Here is a 20,784-nt window from a genome sequence, read left to right as displayed (position 1 = left end):
AACGGGCGCTTGAGAAATCCAAGCGGAAGCGTAGAGAACGCGGCCATGCGAGCCACGAGGCGAGAAAACAGCATGCGACGCGGGCACACGCCCGTGGCCGTCCTGCTGACTTTCCTGGCCTTGATGATTCAGGCGCTGCTGCCCGGCGCGGCCGCCGCCTCGCAAGGGGCGGGCTCGGAGACCATGGTCATCTGCGGCGCCATGGGCGTCCAGACCGTGGAAGTCCCCGCCGACCCAGGCCAAGGCAAGAAGAGCTTCGCCGGCCTGCCATGCGCCGACTGCCTCGCACCGTCGCTGGCCGCCCTGCCCGCCCCGGAGCCGGCCGTCACCACGGTGGTCTATGCGGCCCAGCGGGTCGAGCACGACACCGCCCCGGAACTTTGGCCCCAGCTGGCCCGCGCGCCGCCGCGCCCGCCCGGGCAAGGTCCACCCACCCTCTGAACGACTGATCCGCCGCCGGGCGTGCGCTTGCGCGCGCCCACGACGACCTCGTTCGGAGTTCTTCCATGAGTTTCCTTTGGCGCGCCGCAAGCGCGCTGGCGCTTGGCGCCGCCTTTCTGCCTGGGGCCGCCTGCGCGGCCGACGACGTCCAGACGGTGGACACCGTCATCGTCACCGCCCGTCCCGACCCTGAGGACCCTGCCGTCGTGGCGGCCGCTCGAGACCGCCTGTCCCGCACGCCGGGCGCGGTGGCGGTGATCTCGGCCGAGTCCTACGCCCGTCGTACGGCCCTGGCCCTCGACGACATGCTGCGCGATGCGCCCGGCGTCTACGCTCAGCGCAAGTGGGGCGGCGACATCCGCATCTCGATCCGCGGCTCGGGCCTGGGCAACGCCAACCACAACCGCGGCCTGCTGATCGCCCAGGACGGCGTACCGCTCAACGAGGCCGACGGTTTCGGCGACAGCCAGATCGCCGACCCGCTGAGCGCCCGTTTCACGGAAGTCTATCGCGGCGGCAACGCCCTGCGGTTCGGCGGCGCGCTGCTGGGCGGGGCGCTGAACATGGTCACGCCCACGGGCGCCGATGCGGGCTTTGACCAAGCGGTGCGGCTGGAGGGCGGCTCCTTCGGCCTCGCCCGCGAGCACCTGGCGATCGCCCGCACGTCCGGCGACTGGGACGTCTACGCGTCCGCCACCAACCAGACGGCGCAGGGCTGGCGCCCGCAAAGCCAGCAGAACCTGCAGTTCGCATCGCTGAATGTCGGGCGCCGCCTGGGTGAGGACCGCGAGATTCGACTGATCGTCAATGGCTCCAACATCGCCCAGGAGATCCCCGGCGCGCTGACCTGGACGCAGTTCCAGGCCAACCCGCGTCAGCCGGCGCCGGCCGCCTACGCCGCCGACCAGGGGCGCAACCAGCGCGGCGTCAGAGCCTCGCTGCGGACGCGGTGGCGGCTGAACGAGGACGCGCTGTTCGAAGGCGCCGTCTATGGCGTTTGGAAGGACCTCGACCACCCGATCTTCCAGGTCATCGACCAGCAGAGCCGCAATTGGGGCGCGTTCGGACGGCTGGACTGGAACGGGCAGCTGGCCGGGCGGCGCGCCGACGGGTTCGCCGGGGTCTGGCTGCGCAAGGGCGATCTGGATTCGACCTTCTTCGTGAACCGGCAGGGCGCCCGCGGCGCGCTGCAGTCCTTGTCCCTGCAGAACGCCAAGGCCGCCGACGTCTTTGGTGAGGGCCGGGTGTTCGTCACCGACCAGCTGGCTGTGGTGGGCGGCGCGACCTTTGGGTGGACCGAGCGCGATTACCGCGGTTTCGCCGTCCCGGGGGTCGCCAACAGCTCGACCTTTAACGTGACCAAGCGGTACGACTGGATCGCGCCGCGGGTGGGTCTGCTCTGGCAATCAGCGGGCGGGGCCCAGGTGTTCGCCAACCTGACGAAGTCGGTGGAGCCGCCAAACTTCAGCTCCATGTCGCCGACCAACGGCGGGTTCGCCCCCATTCGCCTGCAGGAGGCCTGGACGGCCGAGGTCGGCACGCGCGGCCGCATGGGCCCGGTCACCTGGGACCTGACCGCCTATCGCGCGGAGCTGGACGGTGAGCTTCTTCAGTACACGGTGCAGTTCGGCGTGCCCGCCACCACCTTCAACGCCGACGACACCGTGCACCAGGGGATCGAGGCGGCGCTGGACTGGCGGGTCACCCCGGCTCTTCGCCTGCGCCAGACCTGGACCTGGTCGGATTTCCGCTTCTCGGGCGACCGGCAGTACGGCGACAACCGCCTGCCGGTGGCGCCGGAGCACTTCTATCGCGCCGAGCTGCGCTACGAGCACCCGGCCGGCTGGTTCGTGGCACCGTCCGTGGAGTGGTCCGCGTCGGACATCTGGGTCGACTTCGCCAACACCGCCAAGGCGCCGTCCTATGCGGTCTGGAACCTCAATGCCGGCTGGCAGATCAGCGAGCAGCTCTCGCTGTTCGTGGACGCCCGCAACCTGACGGACGAGGCCTATGTCTCGAACGTGCAGCCGGTGATCACCCTTGCCCCCGCCACCGCCGCCTTCTGGCCGGGCGACGGGCGCGCCATCTTCGGAGGACTGACGTGGACGTTCTGAAACGCAGCGGCGCGGCGCTGACCTGCGCCGCCCTGACCTTCGCCGGCGCCGCCCAGGCGCATGTGGCCGCCGACCCCAAGCAGGCCATCGCCGGCAGCTATCAGGCCGTGGTCTTCCGGGCGGGACACGGCTGCAACGACGTGCACGCCACCACGGCCATCCGGGTGGAGATCCCCGCCGGCATGGCCGCCGCGCGCCCGCAGCCGAAGCCGGGCTGGAGCCTGCAGATCGAGCGGGCGTCGCCTGGCGCGCCGGTGAGGGCCGTGACCTGGACCGGCCTGCTGCCGGCCGACCAGTTCGACGAGTTCGCGATCCTCTTTCACCTGCCGAAGGAGGCCGGGACGCTCTATTTTCCGACCATCCAGACATGCCAGGGCGCCGTGGCCCGGTGGACGGACATTCCCCAGGCCGGCCAGACCGGCCGGCTCGAGCATCCGGCGCCCAGCGTGACTGTCACCACCCCCGAGCCGGCCGCGCCATCGGCCGGCCACCATCATTGAGGAGCCTTCGGCCATGAAAGCCTTGCCGATCATCGCCGCGGTGCTTTGCGCGTCTTCCGCGCTGGCGCAGACGAACGCCGTCCAGGTGCGGGACGCCTGGAGCCGCCCAGCCGCCGCCGGGACCACCGGAGCCGGCTACATGATCCTGTCGAACCGCGGATCCAAGCCCGACGCCCTGGTGCGGGTTGAGAGCCCGTGGGCCGAGCGGGTGGAGATGCACAGCAGCACCATGAACGGCGGCGTCATGCGGATGGCCAAACAGGCGCGCATCGAGCTGCCGGCGGGCGGGCAGGTCGCCTTCGCCCCCGGGTCCTACCACCTGATGCTGATCAAGCTCGCCCGGCCGCTGAAGACCGGCGATCGGGTGCCAGCCACCCTCACCTTCGCCAGCGGCGCGCAGGTAAAAACCGAGTTCGGCGTGGGCACAGGCTTTGGGCCGCCGGCAGGGAGCGCGCACGGCGGGATGCACATGAAGCGCTAGGATGAGGCAGCGCGAGGCGCCCAGCCGCGTTGTCGCGATCCTGTCTAAAATGTAACGCGTGTGACGCCGGGGCCGGAGGCATGCTTCCGGCCCACAAGAACAACGCCACACGTGAGCATCATCGATGAAGACCCTCTGGCTTGGCGCCGCCGCGGCGGCCGCCCTGCTCGCCGCCGCTCCCAGCCTTGCCGCCGACGCCAAGGCCGCGTCCACGGCCGCCGCGCCGACCGCGCAGGACCTGTCCAAGGCGCCCCGCATGGGGACCTGGGGCTTCGACCTGGCCGGGCGGGACCTGTCCACCAGCCCGGGCAAGAGCTTCAACCAGTTCGCCAACGGCAGCTATCTGAAGACGCTGACCATTCCGTCGGACCAGGCGAGCTATGGCGCCTTCCACGCGCTGAACGACCTGTCCGAAGCGCGCATGCATGCGGTGCTGGAGAAGACCGCCGCCGATCGCGCGGCGAGCGGCGACACCGCCAAGGTGGGCGCGCTCTATCGCAGCTTCATGGATGAGGCGACGGTCGAGAAGCTGGGCGCCCAGCCCCTGGCCGCCGACCTGGCGCAGGTGCGGGCCGTGAAAACCAAGGCGGACCTGGCCCGGCTGATGGGGCAGACGACGCAGGGCTTCGGCGGCTCGCTGTTCTCGCTGTCGATCAGCGAGGACGCCAAGGACCCGGAACGCTACGCGGTCTACGTGGGCCAGGCCGGCCTCGGCCTTCCCGATCGCGACTACTACCTGCAGGCCTCGTTCGCCGAGAAGAAGACCGCCTACCAGGCCTATGTAGCACGCATGCTGACCTTGGCGGGCTGGCCGAACGCGGAGGCTCAGGCCAAGGCGATCGTCGACATGGAAACGGAGATCGCCAAGGTCTCCTGGACCCGGGCCGAGCGGCGCGACGACGAGAAGATGTACAACGCCACGGCTACCTCGGAGCTGGCGAGGATGGCGCCCGGCTTCGAGTGGGCCGCGTTCCTGGACGGCGCCCAGCTCGGCAAGACGGACCGCGTTGTGGTCCAGGAAAGCACCGCCTTCCCGAAGATCGCCGCGATCTACGCCTCGGCCCCGCTGGAGACCCTGAAGGCGCGGCAAGCCTTCAGCATCGTGGACGAGGCCGCGCCCTATCTGTCGAAAACCTTCGCTGACGCCCGGTTCGAGTTCCGCGGCAAAACGCTGAACGGCCAGCAGGAGCAGCGCGCGCGCTGGAAGCGCGGCGTCGCCTTGGTGGACAGCAACGTGGGCGAGGCGCTGGGCAAGCTCTATGTCGACGCCTACTTCCCGGCCGACAGCAAGGCCAAGATGGTGGCGCTGGTCGGCGACCTGCGCACGGCCATGCGGGGGCGCATCGAACGCGTCGACTGGATGAGCCCGCAGACCAAGGCCAAGGCGCTGGAGAAGCTGGCCGCCTTCCGTGTGAAGATCGGCTATCCGGACAAGTGGCGCGACTACTCGGCGCTGAACGTCCGCGACGGCGACCTTTACGGCAATGTGGAGCGCGCCGCCGCGTTCGACTGGGCGTTCCGCGCCGGCCGCCTGGGCGGTCCGGTGGACAAGGAAGAGTGGGGCATGACCCCGCCGACCATCAACGCCTACTACAACCCCACCGGCAACGAGATCGTCTTCCCGGCCGCCATCCTGCAGCCGCCGTTCTTCGATCCCGAGGGCGATCCGGCGGTCAACTATGGCGCCATCGGCGGCGTCATCGGCCACGAGCTGACCCACGGCTTCGACGACCAGGGCCGTCGATATGACGCCCACGGGCGGCTCACCGACTGGTGGACGCCGGAGGACGCGGCCAAGTTCCAGGTGCAGGCGACCAAGCTCGGCAAGCAGTACAGCGCCTATGAGGTGCTGCCCGGGGCGTTCGTGAACGGCGACCTGACCATGGGCGAAAACATCGCCGACCTGGGCGGCCTGCTGCTGGCGCTGGACGCCTACCGCGCGTCGCTGAAGGGTCAGCCGGCGCCGGTGATCGACGGCCTGACCGGCGAGCAGCGGGTGATGCTCGGCTGGGCGCAGGTGTGGCGCAGCAAGCGGCGCGAAGAGCTGCAGCGCCAGCTGGTGACGGTGGATCCGCACTCCCCCGATGCGGCGCGGGTGGACCTGCCGGTCCGCAACATCGACGCCTTCTACCAGGCGTTCGGCGTTAAGCCGGGCGATGCGATGTACGTGGCGCCGGCCGATCGGGTGCGGATCTGGTGAGATCCTGAGCCAGGGCGGAAACAGGAAGGGCGGCCCAGAGGCCGCCCTTCTTTTTGACACCTTCGCTCAAAATCTGATGCGGGCAAAAATTTAGCCCGCTGCGGGGGATAATCGCAGCGGGCTAATTTGAGCTGTCGCTCTGATAATGAGGGCGTTTCCTCCCCGAAACGCCGGGAGACTGATGGACTTGGCCGCCGTCATGTCTCTCGCCAGGCCAAGGAACGGCAAAACAAAGTCCAAGTCAACGGCCGCAAGGCAAGTTCCAAGCTAAACGGCGAAGATTTTTGCGATCGGCGGGAACTTTACGGCGTACTTTTGACCGCTACGTCAGAAACGCGCTTTGCGAGCCCATCAAATGATGAACAAGTCACTTCGAACACGAACTCTGGGCGTGCGACGGTGACGGGTCCGAGGCCTGCCGAGGTGAGCGCCGCAGCCGCCGAGGCGACCTGAGCTGCGCCCACCAGAAGGCCGTTCGGCCGCCGCGAAGCGCCCGCCGCCACAAGCTGCTCGACGAGAGCCGCCTCCGCCTCGTCGTTGGTGGTCGGCCAGATCAGGGTGGCGCTGGTCAGGGCCGCGGCCCGCGCCTCCACCGCCCGCAGGAGCTGTTCCGCCGCGGCGAGCTGATCACGGCTCCAGGGCGCACGCAGGCTGGCCGCCAGATGCGCTTGGCTCTTCAGGATTGTCCCGTCGGAGATGACCTTGAGGCCGTTGGCCGCCAGGGTCGCGCCGGTGGTGGTGATGTCCACGACGAGCTCGGCCGCCCCGGTGGCGGGCGCCCCTTCGGTCGCGCCCCCCGACTCGGTGATCCGGTAGTCGACCACGCCGTGGCGGGCGAAGAAGCTGCGGGTCTGGACCAGATACTTGGTGGCCACCCGCATCCGACGGCCGGTGCGGGCGAGGTGCTCGTGCGCCACCTCCTCCACATCGGCCATGGTGTCGACGTCCAGCCAGCTCTTGGGCGCGGCGACGACCAGGTCCGCACGGCCAAAGCCCAGGGGACGCAGCAGCAGCACGCGGCTGTCGAGCTCCTCGCCCCGCTCACGCAGCAGATCCTCGCCGGTGACGCCCATGTGGACCTCGCCGGCGTCCAGGGCTTCTGCGATGTCGCCGGCCGAGAGCAGGCGCACCTGCACGCCCGGCAGGCCCTTGAGGCTGGCGAGATAGCCGCGGGCGCCGCCGCTGACGCTGAGCGGCAGGCCGCTGTCGGCCAGCCAGGCGTCGACCTGTTCCTTCAGCCGCCCCTTGGAGGGGACCGCGATGACCAGGGGCCCGTTGGTTTCCAGCGCGGTCATGCCTCGCCTCCTGCGAACGCGCGCCAGGGGCGCACCGTGCAGCCCACAGCCCGCCCGTCGCCTGGCCCGCCCAGGCGGGCGATCAGGCTGTCATAGCGGCCGCCGACGGCTACCGGTCGGTCGGAGCCAAGGGCTTGGCTGCGGATCTCGAACGTGAGGCCGTCGTAGTAGTCGAAGGCGTGGCCCAACGCCGGGGCGAACTGCAGCCGGCCTTGCGGAACGGCCGCGTTCAGCACCTTGAGCCGGGTTTCCCAGGCGGCGAGCGCCGCCTCCAGAGCCTCGGATCGCCCGCCGGCCAGGCCCGCGACCTGCGCCAGGCCCGCCTCGGGTTCGGTGCGGATCGCCATGAAGCCGCGAATGGCTTCAGCCTGGGCTTCGGTCAGCGCCGGCGCGTCCTGAGCTTCGGCCCGGCGCACCAGCCGCGCGGCGATCTCGGCCGGACCACGGCCGCCCACCGGCTCGACGCCGGCCAGGGACCAGACCTCTTCCAGCAAGGCCGCCGCCTCGCGTTCGGACAGGCCCGAGAGCATGGCGGCGAGCTGGCTGCCGCCGCTGGACGGCTGAACCGGCTGCCCAGCGCGGGCGAGCTCGGCCTGCAGCAGACGCGGACGGCCGGCGACCCGCTGAAGACGGGCGGCGAGGCCCGGCGCGAGCGACAGGCTGTCGATGAAGGCGGCGAACAAGGCGACGTCGCCCAGCCAGAGCGACAGGTCCCTGCGCCCGCCGGCGGCGGCGGCCTGCCAGGCAAGGGCCGCGATCTCCGCGTCGCTGGTCGCCGGCGCGCCCGGCGCTTCGAAAAGTTCAACGCCGAGTTGGAGGAACTCCTCGGCCCGCTCGGCGCCCTGGGACGCGCGGAAGGCCGGACCCTCGTAGAAGTAGCGGCCGGAGGCTGCGCCGCGCTCCAGGTGACGACGGGCCACGGCGACGGTGAAGTCGGGCCGCAGACAGGCTTCGGCTCCGCCTTCCGACTGCACGACAAACAGGCGGGCGCGCATCGCCTCCCCCGCCAGATCAAGCAGCAGGCCAAGCGGCTGCAGGATGGGCGCGTCGGCGGGTTCGGCCCCGACGACGAGCGGCGCGCGGATGGCGCCCAGCGCCTCCGGCGGAACGGTGGGCTCGATCCTCACGCGCGGGCGTCCAGGATCTTGCGGATGGCGGCGACCATCTCGGTTCGCGCGATGGTCTGCTGGCCCGGGCGCTGTTCGCGCCAGGCGGCGTTGTCGGTGACCTTGCTGGACAGCTCGCGGCCGAGGTCGAGGTCCTTGATGGTCACCGTGCCGGCGGCCAGCTCGTCCTCGCCGATGATCACGGCGGCTGGCGAGAGGCGGCGGTCGGCGTACTTCATCTGCGCCTTCATGCCGGAAGCGCCGAGGTAGACTTCGGCAGGGACGCCTGCGCCCCGCAGCTCGCCGGCCACCTGGAAGTAGTCGGCCATGCGGCTCTGGTCGAAGGCGATGACCACCACCGGACCGCGGACTTCCGCCGCCAGATCACGCCCCGCCGCGCGCAGGGCGCTGGCCAGACGAGAGACGCCAAAGGAGAAGCCGGTGGCCGGCACCGGCTGGCCGGTGAAGCGGGCGACGAGGTCGTCGTAGCGACCGCCGCCGCCCACCGAGCCGAAGCGGATCGGCTGACCCTTCTCGTCCGTGGTCTGAAGGAGCAGCTCGGCCTCGAACACCGGGCCGGTGTAGTATTCCAGGCCGCGCACGACGGACGGCTCGATGACGGCACGGTCGACGCCTACGCCAAGGCCGGTGAGCGCGCGATCGATCGCTTCCAGCTCCGCAAGGCCTGCGTCCCCCTCCGCCGAGCCGCCGACGACGTCCGCCAGCTTGGTGAGGGTTTCGGAGCGGCCGCCGACGCCAGCGGCGGTGAAGGCCAGCACCCGCTCGGCGGCGGCGGCGTTGAGCCCCGCGCCCTTGGTGAAGGCGCCGCTTTCATCAAGGCGGCCTTCACCCAGCAGCAGGCGCACGCCGTCCGGACCCAGGCGGTCGAGCTTGTCCACCGCGCGCAGGACGGCGAGCTTCTGGGCGTCGTCCGCGACGCCGGCGGCGGCCATCAGGCCGTTGAGCAGCTTGCGGTTGTTGATCTTCAGCACCGCCGAGCCGGCGGGAAGGCCCGCGGCCTGCAGCCCTTCAGCCGCCATGGCGATGATCTCGGCGTCGGCTTCCGGGCGGGCGGAGCCGACAGTGTCGGCGTCGCACTGGACGAATTCGCGGAAGCGGCCAGGACCCGGCTTTTCGTTGCGCCACACCGGGCCGAAGGCGTAGCGGCGGAACGGCTTGGGCAGGGTCTCCCAGTTCTGGGCGGCGAAGCGGGCGAGCGGTGCGGTGAGGTCGTAGCGCAGCGCCATCCACTGCTCGTCATCGTCCTGCAGGGCGAAGACGCCCTCGTTGGGACGGTCGGCGTCAGGCAGGAACTTGCCGAGCGCGTCGGCGTATTCGAACGCCCCGGTCTCCAGGGGCTCGAAGCCGTAGCGTTCGTAGACGGCCGAGACCGCCGTCAGGATGCGGCGCTCGGCGACGAGATCGCGTGCGCGGCGGTCGACGAAGCCGCGGGGCGATCGGGCTTCGGGGCGGACAGGCTCGCTCATGGAAATCTCCTTGGGCGCGCGCTTAGCCGCTTGAGCGGCGTCGCTCAAGGTCGGCGGGTCTTGGGAAGAAAGGTCGTCCATCGGTCGGGTCCTGAAAGGGGAGCGACGGACGGAGCTAGATGAGCCGAGCCCCGTCCGCATCGGCGGGGCTTCGGGCGGGGCGCTTAGGCCAAGCGCGACCGGTCCGAACCCGCCAGGGTCGGATGGTGGTGGTGGCCGTGATGGTGCGCAGCGCGGGTCATCGGGAGCGGCTTGTAGAGGGCGTTTGTGAAGAAAGCGAGTCGGAGGCGCCAGATCCTCCCCTTAGGGGGAGGTGGCGCGCAGTGCTGGAGGGGGTTCCAGCCGCAGAGTCGGCGGGTGGAACCCCCTAAGTCGCTTCGCGACAGCTCCCCCTGTGGGCAGCATCTTCGGCCTAGCTCTTCAGCTTAGCGATCAGGGCGGCGGTGGAGGCGTCGTGGGCGCCGGGGGAGCCGCCTTCAAGTTCGGAAAGGACGCGGGTGGCCAGGGTCTTGCCGAGCTCGACGCCCCACTGGTCGAAGCTGTTGATCTCCCACAGCACGCCTTCGACGAAGGTCTTGTGCTCGTAGAGGGCGATCAGGGCGCCGAGGGCTTCGGGGTCCAGGCGCTCGAGCAGGATGAAGCTGGTGGGGCGGTCGCCCGGGAAGGTGCGCTGGGGCGCCAGTTCGTCGATCTCGGCGGCGGACAGGCCCTTGGCTTCCAGCTCCTTGCGGACGTCCGCCTCGGTGCGGCCGACCAGCAGGGCTTCGGCCTGGGCGATGGCGTTGGCCAAGAGCTTACGCTGGGCGGCGGGATCGCCCTCGGAGGCCTCGCGCACGGCGACGATGTCCACCGGGATGATGTCCGTGCCCTGGTGCAGCAGCTGGAAGAAGGCGTGCTGGCCGTTGGTGCCGGCATCGCCGAACACGGACGCGGCGGTGTCGTGCTTCACGGGCTGACCGTGGGCGTCCACGCGCTTGCCGTTGGACTCCATCTCCAGCTGCTGGAGGAAGGGCGCGAGCAGGCGCAGGCGCTGGGCGTACGGCACCACCGCGCGGATGGAGCGGCCAAGACCGTTGCGGTTGAAGACGTGGGCCAGGGCGAGGACCACCGGGGCGTTGGCCTCCAGCGGGGCCGAGGCGAAGTGATCGTCCATGGCCGCGGCGCCCGCCAGCAGGCGCTCGAAGCGGTCGAAGCCGAGTGCGACGGCGCAGGACAGGCCCACCGCCGACCACAGGGAATAGCGGCCGCCGACCCAGTCCCAGAAGGCGAACACCTGGTTGGCCGGCACGCCGAAGGCCTGCGCCCGCTCCGGCGCGGCGGAGACGGCGACGAGGTGGGCGTCTGCGCCCTGGCCCAGAGCCTCGCGCAGCCAGGCGCGGGCGGTCTCGGCGTTGGTCAGGGTCTCCAAGGTGGTGAAGGTTTTGGAGACGGTGACCACCAGGGTCTCCGCGGGATCGAGGCCGACGATCGCCTCGGCGAGTTCGGCCGGATCCACGTTGGCGGCGAAGCGCAGGTCGATCTGCGGATCGAGCGGCTTCAGACCTTCCCAGATGAGGCGGGGGCCGAGATCGGAACCGCCGATGCCGATGTGGAGGATGGTCTTGAACGGCCTGCCCGTGGCGCCCTTCAGCGCGCCGGAGCGCACCTGGTCGGCGAAGACACGGATCTTCTCCCGGGTCTCGTCGACGTCGGCCGAGACGGGGGCGCCTTGGGCGCTGTAGCTGGCGCCCTTGGGCGCGCGCAGGGCCATGTGCAGCACGGCCCGGTTCTCGGACCGGTTCACCGTCTCGCCGGCATAGAGGCGCTGGCGCGCGGCTTCGACGCCGGCTGTGCGGGCGAGGTCCAGGGCGGTCTGGAAGTCGTTCAGCGACCAGGGCTGCTTGGACAGATCCAGGGTCAGCCCCGCGGCCGACAAGGTCAGCCGATCAAGGCGGGCCGGCTCCTCGTCGAACAGGCCAGCGATGCGGCGGGCGCCGGCGCGCTCGGCGGCGGCGTGCAGGGCGGACCAGGCGGCGTCGAGTTCGGACAAGCTTAGACCCTCAGAAAAGGTTGGAAGTTCAGTCAGCCGGCGCTGGCTGCGTCGAGAGCGCGGAGCACCAGGCCCTCGGTCAGGATGGCGGGCAGGATCTTCGGCTCGCCCCCGTCGGCGCCGTAGACCAGATACAACGGAACGCCAGCCCGGCCGAAACGGGCCAAGTCGGCGGCGATCACCGGATCGCGGCGGGTCCAGTCGGCCTTGAGGTAGGCCACGCCCTTGGCTTCAAAGGCGTCGGCGACCTTGGGCGTGGAGAGCGCCAGGCGATCGTTGACCTGGCAGCTGACGCACCAGGCGGCGGTGTAGTTGACGAACACCGGCTTGCCCTGGGCGCGCAGCTCGGCGAGGCGCTGCGGGCTGTAGGCCTCTTCAGCGAGTTTGGCCGGGGCCGCGGCGGCGGGCGCGTCGGCGTAGGCGGGATAGACGGCGGCGCCCACGGCCAGCAGGGCCAGCACGGCCGACGCGCCGCCCAGGGCTGCGGGCCGGCGACCGAGCATCATCTGGCGCTGGGCCGCGCCGGCCAGCCAGGCAGCCAGGGCGACCACGATCGCGGCGGCCAGGATGCGGGCCAGGGCGGGCGCGCCGGCCTGCAGGGTCAGCACCCAGACCAGCCAGGCGGCGGCGCCGTACATCGGAAAGGCCAGGGCCTTCTTGAAGACGCTCATCCAGGGACCGGGCTTGGGCAGGCGGTTCAGCAGAGCCGGTGCAAAGGCCGCCAGGACGAAGGGCGCGGCGAAGCCGACGCCGAGCGCCAGGAACACCACCAGCGCCGCGACCGGAGTCTGGGTCAGGGCCCAGCCGATGGCAGGCCCCATCAAGGGGGCCGTGCAAGGCGCCGCCACCACCACGGCCAGGACGCCGGTGAAGAAGGCGCCGGCCAGGCCGCGGCGGTCCGCGAGCGGCGCGCCGACGTTCTGCAGCGAGGCGCCGACCTCGAAGACGCCGGAGAGGTTCAGGGCCACCGCCAGCATCAGCAACGCGAGCACCGCCACCACCGGCGGGGACTGCAGCTGGAAGCCCCAGCCCACGGCCGAGCCGGCTGCCTTCAACGCAATCAGAACGGAGGCGAGCGCCAGAAAGGTGACCAGCACGCCGGCTCCGAAGGCCAGACCCTGGCGGCGAGCGCCGGCCGCTTCATGCGCGTGGCCGGCCAAGGACGCGGCCTTCATCGCCAGGATCGGGAAGACGCACGGCATGAGGTTGAGGATCAGCCCGCCGACAAAGGCCAACGCCGCCGCAGGCATGAGGCTAAAGCCGCCGCCGGATGACTTGGCAGGGGGCGGTCCGAGGCCGGCCGCCTGGGCAGGGGCGGGCCCCGCAGCGGCGGCCACTTCGAACACCTTGCCGTCCACGGCCAGCACGCCATCAAGCGCGGTGAGCGGCGCGCCGGCCGCAAGGTCGGAGCCCGGCTTGAGGGACAGCGTCAGCCCCTCGGGCCCGCGCTCGACGAGCTGCGGCGCGGCATGGTCCACCACGCCGCCGACGTAGGGGAAGAAATAGGCGTCCGCGCCGTTCACGCTGGCCAGCGGCGGCCCGGCCACCGCCAGGGTGAAGCGCTCGCCGTTGTGCTGGAACGCGGCTTTTACGGCCGGCAGCGGCTTAGGCGCATCGGCCAGGGTGCGGCCGATAGCCGGGCCCCACTTGGGGTCGGCGGGCGGCGCGCCTGCGACTACCGGCAGGTTCAGCGTCAGGTCGGCTTCTTCCGGCACGCACAGCTCGGCGCAGACCAGGAAGTTGGCCTTGGCCTTCAGCGCCACGCTTTCGCCCGGCCTGGCGTCCGCAGGCGCCGTCAGGGTCATCGGCAGCAGGATCTCGCCCTCGAACCCGTAGTTCATGAGCGGGCCGACCGGCAGCCGCTTGGGCGCGGGCCAGACGATCGGCCCGGCGCTCCATCCCTGCGGCAGGCTCCAGAGCACCTGAGTCGCCTCCCCGGAGTCGCCGGAGTTGCGCCAGTAGGTGTGCCAGCCGTCGTCGATTTTCTGGCGCAGGGCCACCTGGACGCTCTGGCCGGGCGCCACGCCGCGCGTCGAGGCCACAAGCTCGGCCTCGAGGTGGCCGGTGTCGACCGGCTGGGCGGCCGCGCCACCCGCCATGGCCAGAGCCATCAGCAAGCCGGTCAAGAACCGCATCGTCACCTCGCCGCCATCCCCCCGGTCCTCGCGCTGGCCGCTATATGGCCCCGCAGAAGCTTTTGCGCAAAGCGAGGCTCGACTTGAACCGCAAGGCTCCGGCATCATTGTGAAATCCTGTTCCGCCACAGCCTGGAGCTTCGTGTGCCCGCAGCGTTCGACGACATCGAGATCGGCCAGGTCGTTAACATCGGGGCCGCCGCCGTGGACCCGGTCGCGCTGCAGACCTTTGTGGATGCGTTCACGCCCGGGTGGACCCTGGACCGCGGCGCCCCGGACTCCATGGTCTATGCGATCTGGTCGCGGCTGGACGCCATGGCGCACACCGATTGGCCGCAGACCAAGCGGCTGGGGGTCGACGCCCTGCGCTGGATCCGCAACCCGCCGCCCGGAGAGCTGCTGCGAGGGCGCATGACCGTGATGGCGAAAGACCCGGTCGGCGAGGGCAAGGGCATCGTGATCTGCCAGCACGACCTGCTGGACGAGGCGGGACGCCTGGTCTTCTCGTGCCTCACCCGCAGCGTGTTCGCCCGCTGAGACCCAAAGAAAAAGGGGCGCCGAAGCGCCCCTTCCCGTCCCTTAGACTGGCCTTCGCCGCTTAGGCATTGGCGGCCGTCGGCTGCACCTGGCGCGCCAAGGCGACGGCGATCAGGCGATCCCAGCCGACCAGCGACAGCAGGTGGGCGTAGATCTGGGCCAGGGCGCCGTTGTCGCGCAGTTCGATGGTCTTCTCGGCCGGCAGGGCGTTGAGCTTCTCTTCCGAGACGCCGAAGTACTCGGCGATCATCTGCGGCTGGCCGGCGCTGCCGTCCGGGTTGGTCGGCGTGAAGGTCGAGGTCTTGGTCTCGAACAAGTCGAGGTCCTTCAGCAGCTGCACGAAGCTCATCGTGCGCTGACGCTCCATCTCGAAGCTGTTGCAGAACTCGATGCAGTTCTTGGTGTAGTCGCTGGGCGAGCCGTCGGCGTTGAAGAACGGCAGGTCGGCCTTTTCGCCGATGAAGTCGGCGGCGCGGTCGACGCAGAGCACCAGCTGCTGCTGTTCGTTGTCCTGGGCGAACACGAACGGATAGCGGCGGACGTAGGCCGGGACGTAGACGCCCGGCTCGAACAGGCCGTCATCGCGCACGAACATGTTCTCACCGGCGTTCAGGCCCATGACGGCCAGCGGCAGCTTTTCGTCGCCGACGAAGATGATCGGGCCGGACACGGCGGCCAGCGGGAATTCGCCGACGGTCAGCGGGATCGCGTGACCGGCCTTGGCGAACTTGAACGGGCCTTCGGTGCGGTTGACGCCCAGGTTCTTGTGCAGGTCGGGCGTGAGCGGCTCCGGCCGGGAATAGAACAGGACGTTGCCGGTGATCTGGCCGAGGCCGGGCTGGGCGGTGGTGGTCATGCGAAGCCTTCGAAGTTCTGGACGCGCCGTCCCCCCGGACGCGCGCGAGGTCGCCGCTTCTAGCCCATAGCGCCGGAGGCGGCAAATGAAGGGCGGCGCGGTCGGCGAAAGGTCGCGCCGAGGCGAACCACGTGATCCGAGGCAATGCGTGATCTGGTGGCGCCGAGCCGCTAAGAACGAAGCTGAAGTCTGTATTCCCGCTCGAGCTGCTCCGTGATCAGAACACCTCTTCTCGCCGCCCTGGCTCTGGCCGCCCTCGCCGGCTGCGCCACCGACAGCCCGCTGGCCACCGCGCCCGTGGCGCAGGCGCAGGGCCCCGCCGATCCGGCCGAGGCCGCCCCGCCGCCCACCGACCTCAAGGGCTACCTGCCGGCGCATGCGCTGGAAGGCGACGAGATCCTGGGCCCGCCGCCCGCCGCCGGCAGCGTTCGCGAGCGCGCCGACCGGGCGGCCTACGAGGAAACCCGCAAGCTGGCCGGCTCGCCGCGCTGGAAGCAGGCGCAGGAAGACAACGACCTGTGGTTCGGCGGGGCGATGAAGCGGTTCAGCTGCATCCTGGGCAAGGAGATCAGCCCGACCGCCACGCCGGCCACGTCGCGCCTGCTGCAGCGGCTGGAGCTGGACGTGCGCACGGTCGGCCACCCGGCCAAGGACCGGTTCTTCCGCACGCGCCCGCTGATCGGCAACGATGCGCCGGTGTGCATTCCGCGGGCCGACTGGCTGCGGACCAACGCGTCCTATCCGTCCGGCCATTCCATGACCGGATGGGCCTGGGGCCTAGTGCTGGCCGAGATGGCGCCGGAGAAGGCCAGCGCCCTTGTGAGCGCGGGCCGTGAGATCGGCTACAGCCGCGTGGTCTGCGGCGCGCACTTCCCGTCGGATGTGGAAGCCGGGCGCTTCCTCAGCTCCGCCATGGTGGCCCGGCTGCACGCCGAGCCGGAGTTCGAGCGCGAGCTGGCCCTAGCCAAGGCCGAGCTCGCTCGCGCCCGCACCCCTGCGCAGAGCTGCCCGGCCGCTTAGAAGACCGAGCTAGGCTGGGCGCGCGTTGGCCAGAGCGCCGTAGAGGTCCGTCCGACGGTCGCGGAAGAAGCCCCAGGCGGCGCGGTGCGTCTGCAGGAAGTCGAGGTCGAACTCGGCGGTGAGCACGCCTTCGTCCTCGCGCCCGAAGGCGGCGACCAGATCCCCGCGGTGGTCGGCGATGAAGCTGGAGCCGTAGAACTGCTGGCCGCCGTTGGGGTAGCCCTCCCACGGCTCGAAGCCGATGCGGTTGGCTCCCACCACGGGGATCACGTTCGACACGGCATGGCCCTGCATCGCCCGGCGCCAGGGCGCGGCGGTGTCCAGGGTGGAGTCATGCGGCTCCGAGCCGATGGCGGTCGGGTAGAGGAGCACCTCGGCGCCCATCAGCGCCATGGCGCGGGCGGTCTCCGGGTACCACTGGTCCCAGCAGATGCCGACGCCGACCTTGCCGAACTTAGTGTCCCAGACCTTGAAGCCCGTGTCGCCCGGCCGGAAGTAGTACTTCTCCATGTAGCCCGGGCCGTCGGGGATATGGCTCTTGCGGTAGACGCCCATGAGGGAGCCGTCCGCGTCCACCATCACGAGGCTGTTGAAGTAGTGCGGGCCCTCGCGCTCGTAGATCGAGATCGGCAGGACGACGCCGAATTCCGCAGCGAGCGGCGCCAGCTGCGTCACGCACGGGTGCTCGCGCCAGGGCTTGGCGGTGGCGAACCACTTCTCTTCCTGCGCCACGCAGAAGTAGGGCCCCTGGAACAGTTCGGACGGCAGGATCACCTGGGCGCCCTTGGACGCCGCCTCACGGATGAAATCCGCGGTCTTGGCGATGTTGGCCTGCAGGTCGTCGCCATACGAGGTCTGGATGGCGGCCACGGAAAGCTTGCGCGTCATCAGGCAGGCTCCTGCTGGGTGATGCAGTGGAAGGACCCGCCACCGGTGAGGATGGCGATGGACGGCAGAGCGATCACCTGCCGGTCCGGGAAGATGTGCTCCAGCGCCTGGACAGCGAACTTGCCGGGATCTTCTTCGTAGACCGGCACGATCACCGCCTTGTTGGCGATCAGGAAGTTCATGTGCGAGGCCGGGATCGGACCCTCGCCCGGTTCGCCCTCGACGAAACCCGGAGAGGGGATGCGCATGACCTTGATCGGGCGGCCGGCGGCGTCGGTGGCTTCCGACAGGCGCTTGGCCGCGTCGTCATAGGCTTCGGCGTTGGGATCGCCCCGGCCCCAGGCCACCGGCACGGCGACGACGCCGGGCGCCACGAAGCGCGCCAGGTTGTCGACGTGGCCGTCGGTGTGGTCGTTCTGCAGGCCATCGCCCAGCCAGATGACCTTCTTGGCGCCGAACGCCTCGACGAAGGCGGCCTCGGCGGCGGCCTGGTCCCAGCCCTCGTTGCGGTTGGGGTTGAGGACGCACTGGCCGGTGGTCAGCACGGTGCCCTCGCCGTCGTGGTCGACCGCCCCGCCTTCCAGAATGAAGTCGTGGCGCGCCAGGGGCGCGCCGGACGCCTGCGCGATCTGTTCGGCGACGGTGTCGTCGTGCTCCAGGTCGTACTTGCCGCCCCAGCCGTTGAAGCGGAAGCCAAGCGCCTTCAGGCCCTCGTTCGTGCGGGCGAAGATCGGGCCGGTGTCGCGCAGCCAGATGTCGCCGAAGCGGCCGGGTACGATCTCGATGTTCGCAACGTCGCCCAGCAGGCGGCGAGCGTCAGCCTCGCCTTCCGGCGAGCCGCACAGCAGGCGCACGCGCTCACCGCCCGGTCCCGCGAGGGCGCGCGCGAGAGCGGCGACCTCGGCCTGGGCTTCCTCCAGGTCGGTCTGCCACAGCTCGGCATGGCTCGGAAAACCCAGCCACATGGCGCGGTGCGGCGCCCACTCCGCGGGAACAGTGACGTTCATCCCACCCCTCAAAGACAAAACAGGGCCTCGAAAACAAAGGCCGGGCGCAGATGGCCCCCGGCGCCCCCCTCGTCAAGCGGCCGCGACAGGAGGCCACAAATAGAAAGGGCGGCCGCATCGCTGCGGCCGCCCCCTCAGGTCTTGGACGCGAGGTCTTAGAACTCGACGTGCAGGGTCGCCACGAGCGAGCGCCCGTAGCCCGGCTGCGCCTGGCCCGTGCCGCTCGGGTTGACCGACAGGTCGCCCAGGTAGACTTCGTCGAACAGGTTGCGGACGTTCACCTGGAGATAGGTGTTCTCCATGTTGAACTGGGCCAGCTTGAAGCGGGCGTCGAGGTCCCACAGAGCGTAGCCCGGCACCTTTTCGGTGTTGGTCAGGTTCGTGTAGCGGCCGCCCACGAACTTGCCTTGGACGCCGAGGCTGACCCAATCGGCCACGTCGTAGTCCACGCGAACCGCGCCTTGCAGCTTCGGAGTCTCGTAGAGCGAGCGACCGGCGGTCGGCAGGGTGGTGCCAGCGGTTTCACCCGGGATGTTGTTCTTGATCTCGGATTCCACATAGGAGGCCGAAGCGTAGAACGACACGTAGTCTTCCGGCTGCCAGCGGACCTGACCGTCGATCCCCTTCAGGGTCACGTCACCGACGTTGATCGAGAAGGCGATGTTGGCGGCTTCGTCGAAGGCGCGTTCGATGCGGTTCGAGAAGTCGTTGTACCAGCCGGCCACCGAGATCAGCAGGGTCGGCGAGGTGTAGCGCCAGCCCAGGTCATAGGCGTGGCCGATTTCCGGCTGCACGTCCGACAGCAGCTGGCCGTACAGGTCGTCCGTCCGCGGCGCCGAAAGGGTCTCGGCGTAGCTGGCGTAGATCTGTTGGTTGCTGGTCACGTCGAAGGCGACGCCGACGTTCGGCAGAACATCGTCATACTTCACGTCGAACGCGCGCGGAGCGGCGTAACGGTTGCCCGCGTTGGAGTTCGCGCTGCTGACCGGGAAGGTATAGAGCGGCCGGCCCGAGCCGTCGTTCGTACCCGGCACGGCGGTCGGCGTCTGCATGGTGCAGTACGCGTTGAACGTGTCGCGCTGGTAGCAGTAGTTGTTCAGGTCACGCTTCAAGGTCGGCATGCGCAGGCCGGCGTTGACCAGCAGGCGCTCGTCCAGGAAACGGCCGCGGTATTCGGCCGAGAACTGATTCAGGGTGGCGATGGAGAAGCGGTCGCGGCGACGCAGGATGTCGCCGTTCGGCAGGTCGATCGCCGGGCCGAAGCCGTCCTTGCCGCCGAACACGTCCAGCGGATCGCCGTTCTGGTCGAACTGGGTCGCTTGGCCGGTCTGACGGTGACGGGCGTAGTCGTAGGTGTAGGCGACGCGGAAGCTCTGCGACGGGCTGAAGCGGTAGATCAGCGACGACGTGATGCTGTAGCGGCGGGTGTTGGTGGTGTTCGGCCAGTAGAGCAGGACCCGATCGACGGTGTCGCCGTCGCCGTTCAGGTCCACCGGGCCGCCGAACTGCAGGTCGTTCTCCGGGAAGATCGTCCGGCCGCCGCCGTTGGCGATGGTGTACTGGAACGAGGGGTCGACCGTCAGGATCAGGTTGTCCGTCAGGTGGAAGCTGCCCTGGCCCCGGATGTTGCCGGTGTTGGACGGGTTGATGTTGTTGCCGACGTAGTTGGCGCAACGGGCGGTGAAGCCGGTGGGCGTCGTGGCCTCGTTCTGGACGCCGGCGCCCGGGGTCGGACGAACGCAGCTGGCCTCGTACACCAGGGTGGTGTCCGGCGTGTTCGTGGCGGTGACGCCTTCACGCTGGAACTGGGCCAGGGTCACGCGCCGGATGAAGTTGTTCCGGTTCTGGTTGTAGTGCGCGATCAGGCTCACGAAGTCGCCGCCGCCCAGGTCCTGATAGATGCGGGCGTTGAACTGCTTCTTCTCGATCTGGCCGGGCGCGTCGACGGACGAGTAGCTCGGCGTCTGGATGTCGTTCTTGCTGTAGAGGCCGCTGATCCACGCCTTGGTGCCGAACGGGCCGAACTGGCCGGTTTCGACGGTCGTGTAGTAGCGCTGGAAGTTGTCCGTACCCATGCCGACTTCGGCGCGGATGCCCATTTCGTCTGACGGGGTGCGGGTCACGTAGTTGATGGTGCCGCCGGCGGCCGCAGCCGTCGGGCTGTCGACGTCGGTGGTGCCGAGGTTCACGTCCACGCGGCTGATCAGGTCGCTGTCCAGCTGCTGGTTCGGATAGATGGCGTAGTTGCCGCTGTCGTTGAGCGGAACGCCGTCCTGAAGAAGGGCGATACGATTGCTGTCGAAGCCGCGCAGGGTGATGTCGCCGCCAGCCGAGCCGTAGGCGTCATTGCTGGTGAAGTTCACACCCGGAAGGATGTTGATCTGGTCCAGGACCGTGTTGCCCGGCGCCTGGCGCGACAGGAAGTCCTGGTCGACCGACACACGCGACTTCGGCGCCTCGACGGCGACCACCCCGCCCAGGGTGGTCGGACCCGTCGCACCGGTGACGACCAGCTCTTCGAGCACGGACGTGCCCGTCGATTGCGCCATCGCGGCGCTGCTGATCAGCAGCCCGGTCGCAAGCGCGGTGCTCGCGCAAAGCGCGCGGCTAAGATTGAAACGCATTGGATATCCCCTTCCAAGAGATCGTCGGCCGCCTAACTTTCCCGACGCCGGACGATCTTGGGCG

The 20,784-nt window shown here is 69.8% G+C and carries 16 protein-coding genes; 7 read left to right on the top strand and 9 right to left on the bottom strand.

All coding sequences use genetic code 11. The annotated features are described in order from the left end of the window. Positions 1–72 precede the first annotated feature (72 nt). The 5 genes from DJ018_RS07385 to DJ018_RS07365 all read left to right on the top strand — a co-directional run bounded on the left by DJ018_RS07385 (position 73) and on the right by DJ018_RS07365 (position 5,736). Positions 73–441: a DUF2946 family protein gene (locus DJ018_RS07385; RefSeq protein ID WP_111514186.1), complete on the top strand. Its 369-nt coding sequence runs from the start codon at positions 73–75 to the stop codon at positions 439–441. Between the two features lie 65 nt (positions 442–506). Continuing rightward, complete coding sequence (locus DJ018_RS07380; protein WP_111514185.1) at positions 507–2,555, top strand: TonB-dependent receptor family protein; 2,049 nt, start codon at positions 507–509, stop codon at positions 2,553–2,555. Continuing rightward, a complete protein-coding gene (locus tag DJ018_RS07375; RefSeq protein ID WP_240609473.1) occupies positions 2,543–3,055 on the top strand; it encodes a YcnI family copper-binding membrane protein in 513 nt (170 codons plus the stop codon). Before DJ018_RS07380 ends, DJ018_RS07375 begins: the two co-directional genes overlap by 13 nt. Before the next feature lie 13 nt (positions 3,056–3,068). Beyond that, positions 3,069–3,536, top strand: a complete 468-nt coding sequence (locus DJ018_RS07370; protein ID WP_111514184.1) for a copper chaperone PCu(A)C — start codon at positions 3,069–3,071, stop codon at positions 3,534–3,536. A gap of 124 nt (positions 3,537–3,660) precedes the next feature. After that, positions 3,661–5,736, top strand: coding sequence for a M13 family metallopeptidase (locus DJ018_RS07365; RefSeq protein ID WP_111514183.1), 2,076 nt, complete (start codon positions 3,661–3,663; stop codon positions 5,734–5,736). 302 nt (positions 5,737–6,038) lie between these two features. Here the strand turns inward: DJ018_RS07365 and hisG are convergent, their stop codons facing one another. The 5 genes from hisG to DJ018_RS07340 all read right to left on the bottom strand — a co-directional run bounded on the left by hisG (position 6,039) and on the right by DJ018_RS07340 (position 13,788). Then, positions 6,039–7,031 (bottom strand): ATP phosphoribosyltransferase, encoded by a 993-nt coding sequence (hisG, locus tag DJ018_RS07360; RefSeq protein ID WP_111514182.1) that lies wholly within the window; start codon positions 7,029–7,031, stop codon positions 6,039–6,041. Further along, entirely contained in the window at positions 7,028–8,158 is a 1,131-nt protein-coding gene (locus DJ018_RS07355; protein WP_111514181.1) for an ATP phosphoribosyltransferase regulatory subunit, read from the bottom strand. The genes hisG and DJ018_RS07355 overlap by 4 nt, the downstream gene beginning before the upstream one ends. Next, positions 8,155–9,624: a histidine--tRNA ligase gene (gene hisS, locus DJ018_RS07350; RefSeq protein WP_111514721.1), complete on the bottom strand. Its 1,470-nt coding sequence runs from the start codon at positions 9,622–9,624 to the stop codon at positions 8,155–8,157. Before hisS ends, DJ018_RS07355 begins: the two co-directional genes overlap by 4 nt. Positions 9,625–10,036: 412 nt before the next feature. After that, the gene (gene pgi / locus DJ018_RS07345) at positions 10,037–11,653 is read right to left on the bottom strand and encodes a glucose-6-phosphate isomerase (protein ID WP_111514180.1); all 1,617 of its coding nucleotides are present in this window, start codon (positions 11,651–11,653) and stop codon (positions 10,037–10,039) included. Between the two features lie 32 nt (positions 11,654–11,685). Beyond that, positions 11,686–13,788 carry a protein-disulfide reductase DsbD family protein gene (locus tag DJ018_RS07340; protein ID WP_111514179.1) on the bottom strand — a complete coding sequence of 701 codons (2,103 nt, stop codon included), beginning with the start codon at positions 13,786–13,788 and terminating at the stop codon, positions 11,686–11,688. A gap of 144 nt (positions 13,789–13,932) precedes the next feature. On the opposite strand from DJ018_RS07340, the gene DJ018_RS07335 reads away from it, so the two are divergent. Then, a complete protein-coding gene (locus DJ018_RS07335) occupies positions 13,933–14,325 on the top strand; it encodes a hotdog family protein (protein WP_111514178.1) in 393 nt (130 codons plus the stop codon). A gap of 61 nt (positions 14,326–14,386) precedes the next feature. Here the strand turns inward: DJ018_RS07335 and DJ018_RS07330 are convergent, their stop codons facing one another. Then, the gene (locus DJ018_RS07330; protein WP_111514177.1) at positions 14,387–15,181 is read right to left on the bottom strand and encodes a SapC family protein; all 795 of its coding nucleotides are present in this window, start codon (positions 15,179–15,181) and stop codon (positions 14,387–14,389) included. A 213-nt stretch (positions 15,182–15,394) separates the two neighbouring features. Between DJ018_RS07330 and DJ018_RS07325 the strand changes: the two genes are divergently transcribed. Continuing rightward, positions 15,395–16,201, top strand: a complete 807-nt coding sequence (locus DJ018_RS07325; protein WP_111514176.1) for an acid phosphatase — start codon at positions 15,395–15,397, stop codon at positions 16,199–16,201. Positions 16,202–16,210: 9 nt separating this feature from the next. Here the strand turns inward: DJ018_RS07325 and aguB are convergent, their stop codons facing one another. From aguB to DJ018_RS07310, 3 genes are all read right to left on the bottom strand, one after another. Next, positions 16,211–17,089: an N-carbamoylputrescine amidase gene (gene aguB, locus DJ018_RS07320; protein WP_111514175.1), complete on the bottom strand. Its 879-nt coding sequence runs from the start codon at positions 17,087–17,089 to the stop codon at positions 16,211–16,213. Beyond that, positions 17,089–18,096 carry an agmatine deiminase family protein gene (locus tag DJ018_RS07315; protein ID WP_111514174.1) on the bottom strand — a complete coding sequence of 336 codons (1,008 nt, stop codon included), beginning with the start codon at positions 18,094–18,096 and terminating at the stop codon, positions 17,089–17,091. Before DJ018_RS07315 ends, aguB begins: the two co-directional genes overlap by 1 nt. Positions 18,097–18,251: 155 nt before the next feature. Next, positions 18,252–20,720 carry a TonB-dependent receptor gene (locus tag DJ018_RS07310; protein ID WP_111514173.1) on the bottom strand — a complete coding sequence of 823 codons (2,469 nt, stop codon included), beginning with the start codon at positions 20,718–20,720 and terminating at the stop codon, positions 18,252–18,254. Positions 20,721–20,784 lie beyond the last annotated feature (64 nt).

This window comes from Phenylobacterium deserti (assembly GCF_003254705.1).
GTDB classification, from domain to species: Bacteria; Pseudomonadota; Alphaproteobacteria; order Caulobacterales; family Caulobacteraceae; genus Phenylobacterium; species Phenylobacterium deserti.
The sequence above is the reverse complement of the archived record's forward strand: the minus strand, read 5'-3'. Positions and strand labels throughout refer to the sequence as shown.

What these genes read in the sequence shown, in the direction of transcription:
- hisG (WP_111514182.1), bottom strand. Translation starts at nt 7,031, where the DNA reads ATGACCGCGCTGGAAACCAACGGGCCCCTGGTCATCGCGGTCCCCTCC.
- hisS (WP_111514721.1), bottom strand. Translation starts at nt 9,624, where the DNA reads ATGAGCGAGCCTGTCCGCCCCGAAGCCCGATCGCCCCGCGGCTTCGTC.
- DJ018_RS07330 (WP_111514177.1), bottom strand. Translation starts at nt 15,181, where the DNA reads ATGACCACCACCGCCCAGCCCGGCCTCGGCCAGATCACCGGCAACGTC.
- DJ018_RS07385 (WP_111514186.1), top strand. Translation starts at nt 73, where the DNA reads ATGCGACGCGGGCACACGCCCGTGGCCGTCCTGCTGACTTTCCTGGCC.
- DJ018_RS07340 (WP_111514179.1), bottom strand. Translation starts at nt 13,788, where the DNA reads ATGCGGTTCTTGACCGGCTTGCTGATGGCTCTGGCCATGGCGGGTGGC.
- DJ018_RS07370 (WP_111514184.1), top strand. Translation starts at nt 3,069, where the DNA reads ATGAAAGCCTTGCCGATCATCGCCGCGGTGCTTTGCGCGTCTTCCGCG.
- aguB (WP_111514175.1), bottom strand. Translation starts at nt 17,089, where the DNA reads ATGACGCGCAAGCTTTCCGTGGCCGCCATCCAGACCTCGTATGGCGAC.
- DJ018_RS07315 (WP_111514174.1), bottom strand. Translation starts at nt 18,096, where the DNA reads ATGAACGTCACTGTTCCCGCGGAGTGGGCGCCGCACCGCGCCATGTGG.
- DJ018_RS07365 (WP_111514183.1), top strand. Translation starts at nt 3,661, where the DNA reads ATGAAGACCCTCTGGCTTGGCGCCGCCGCGGCGGCCGCCCTGCTCGCC.
- DJ018_RS07310 (WP_111514173.1), bottom strand. Translation starts at nt 20,720, where the DNA reads ATGCGTTTCAATCTTAGCCGCGCGCTTTGCGCGAGCACCGCGCTTGCG.
- DJ018_RS07380 (WP_111514185.1), top strand. Translation starts at nt 507, where the DNA reads ATGAGTTTCCTTTGGCGCGCCGCAAGCGCGCTGGCGCTTGGCGCCGCC.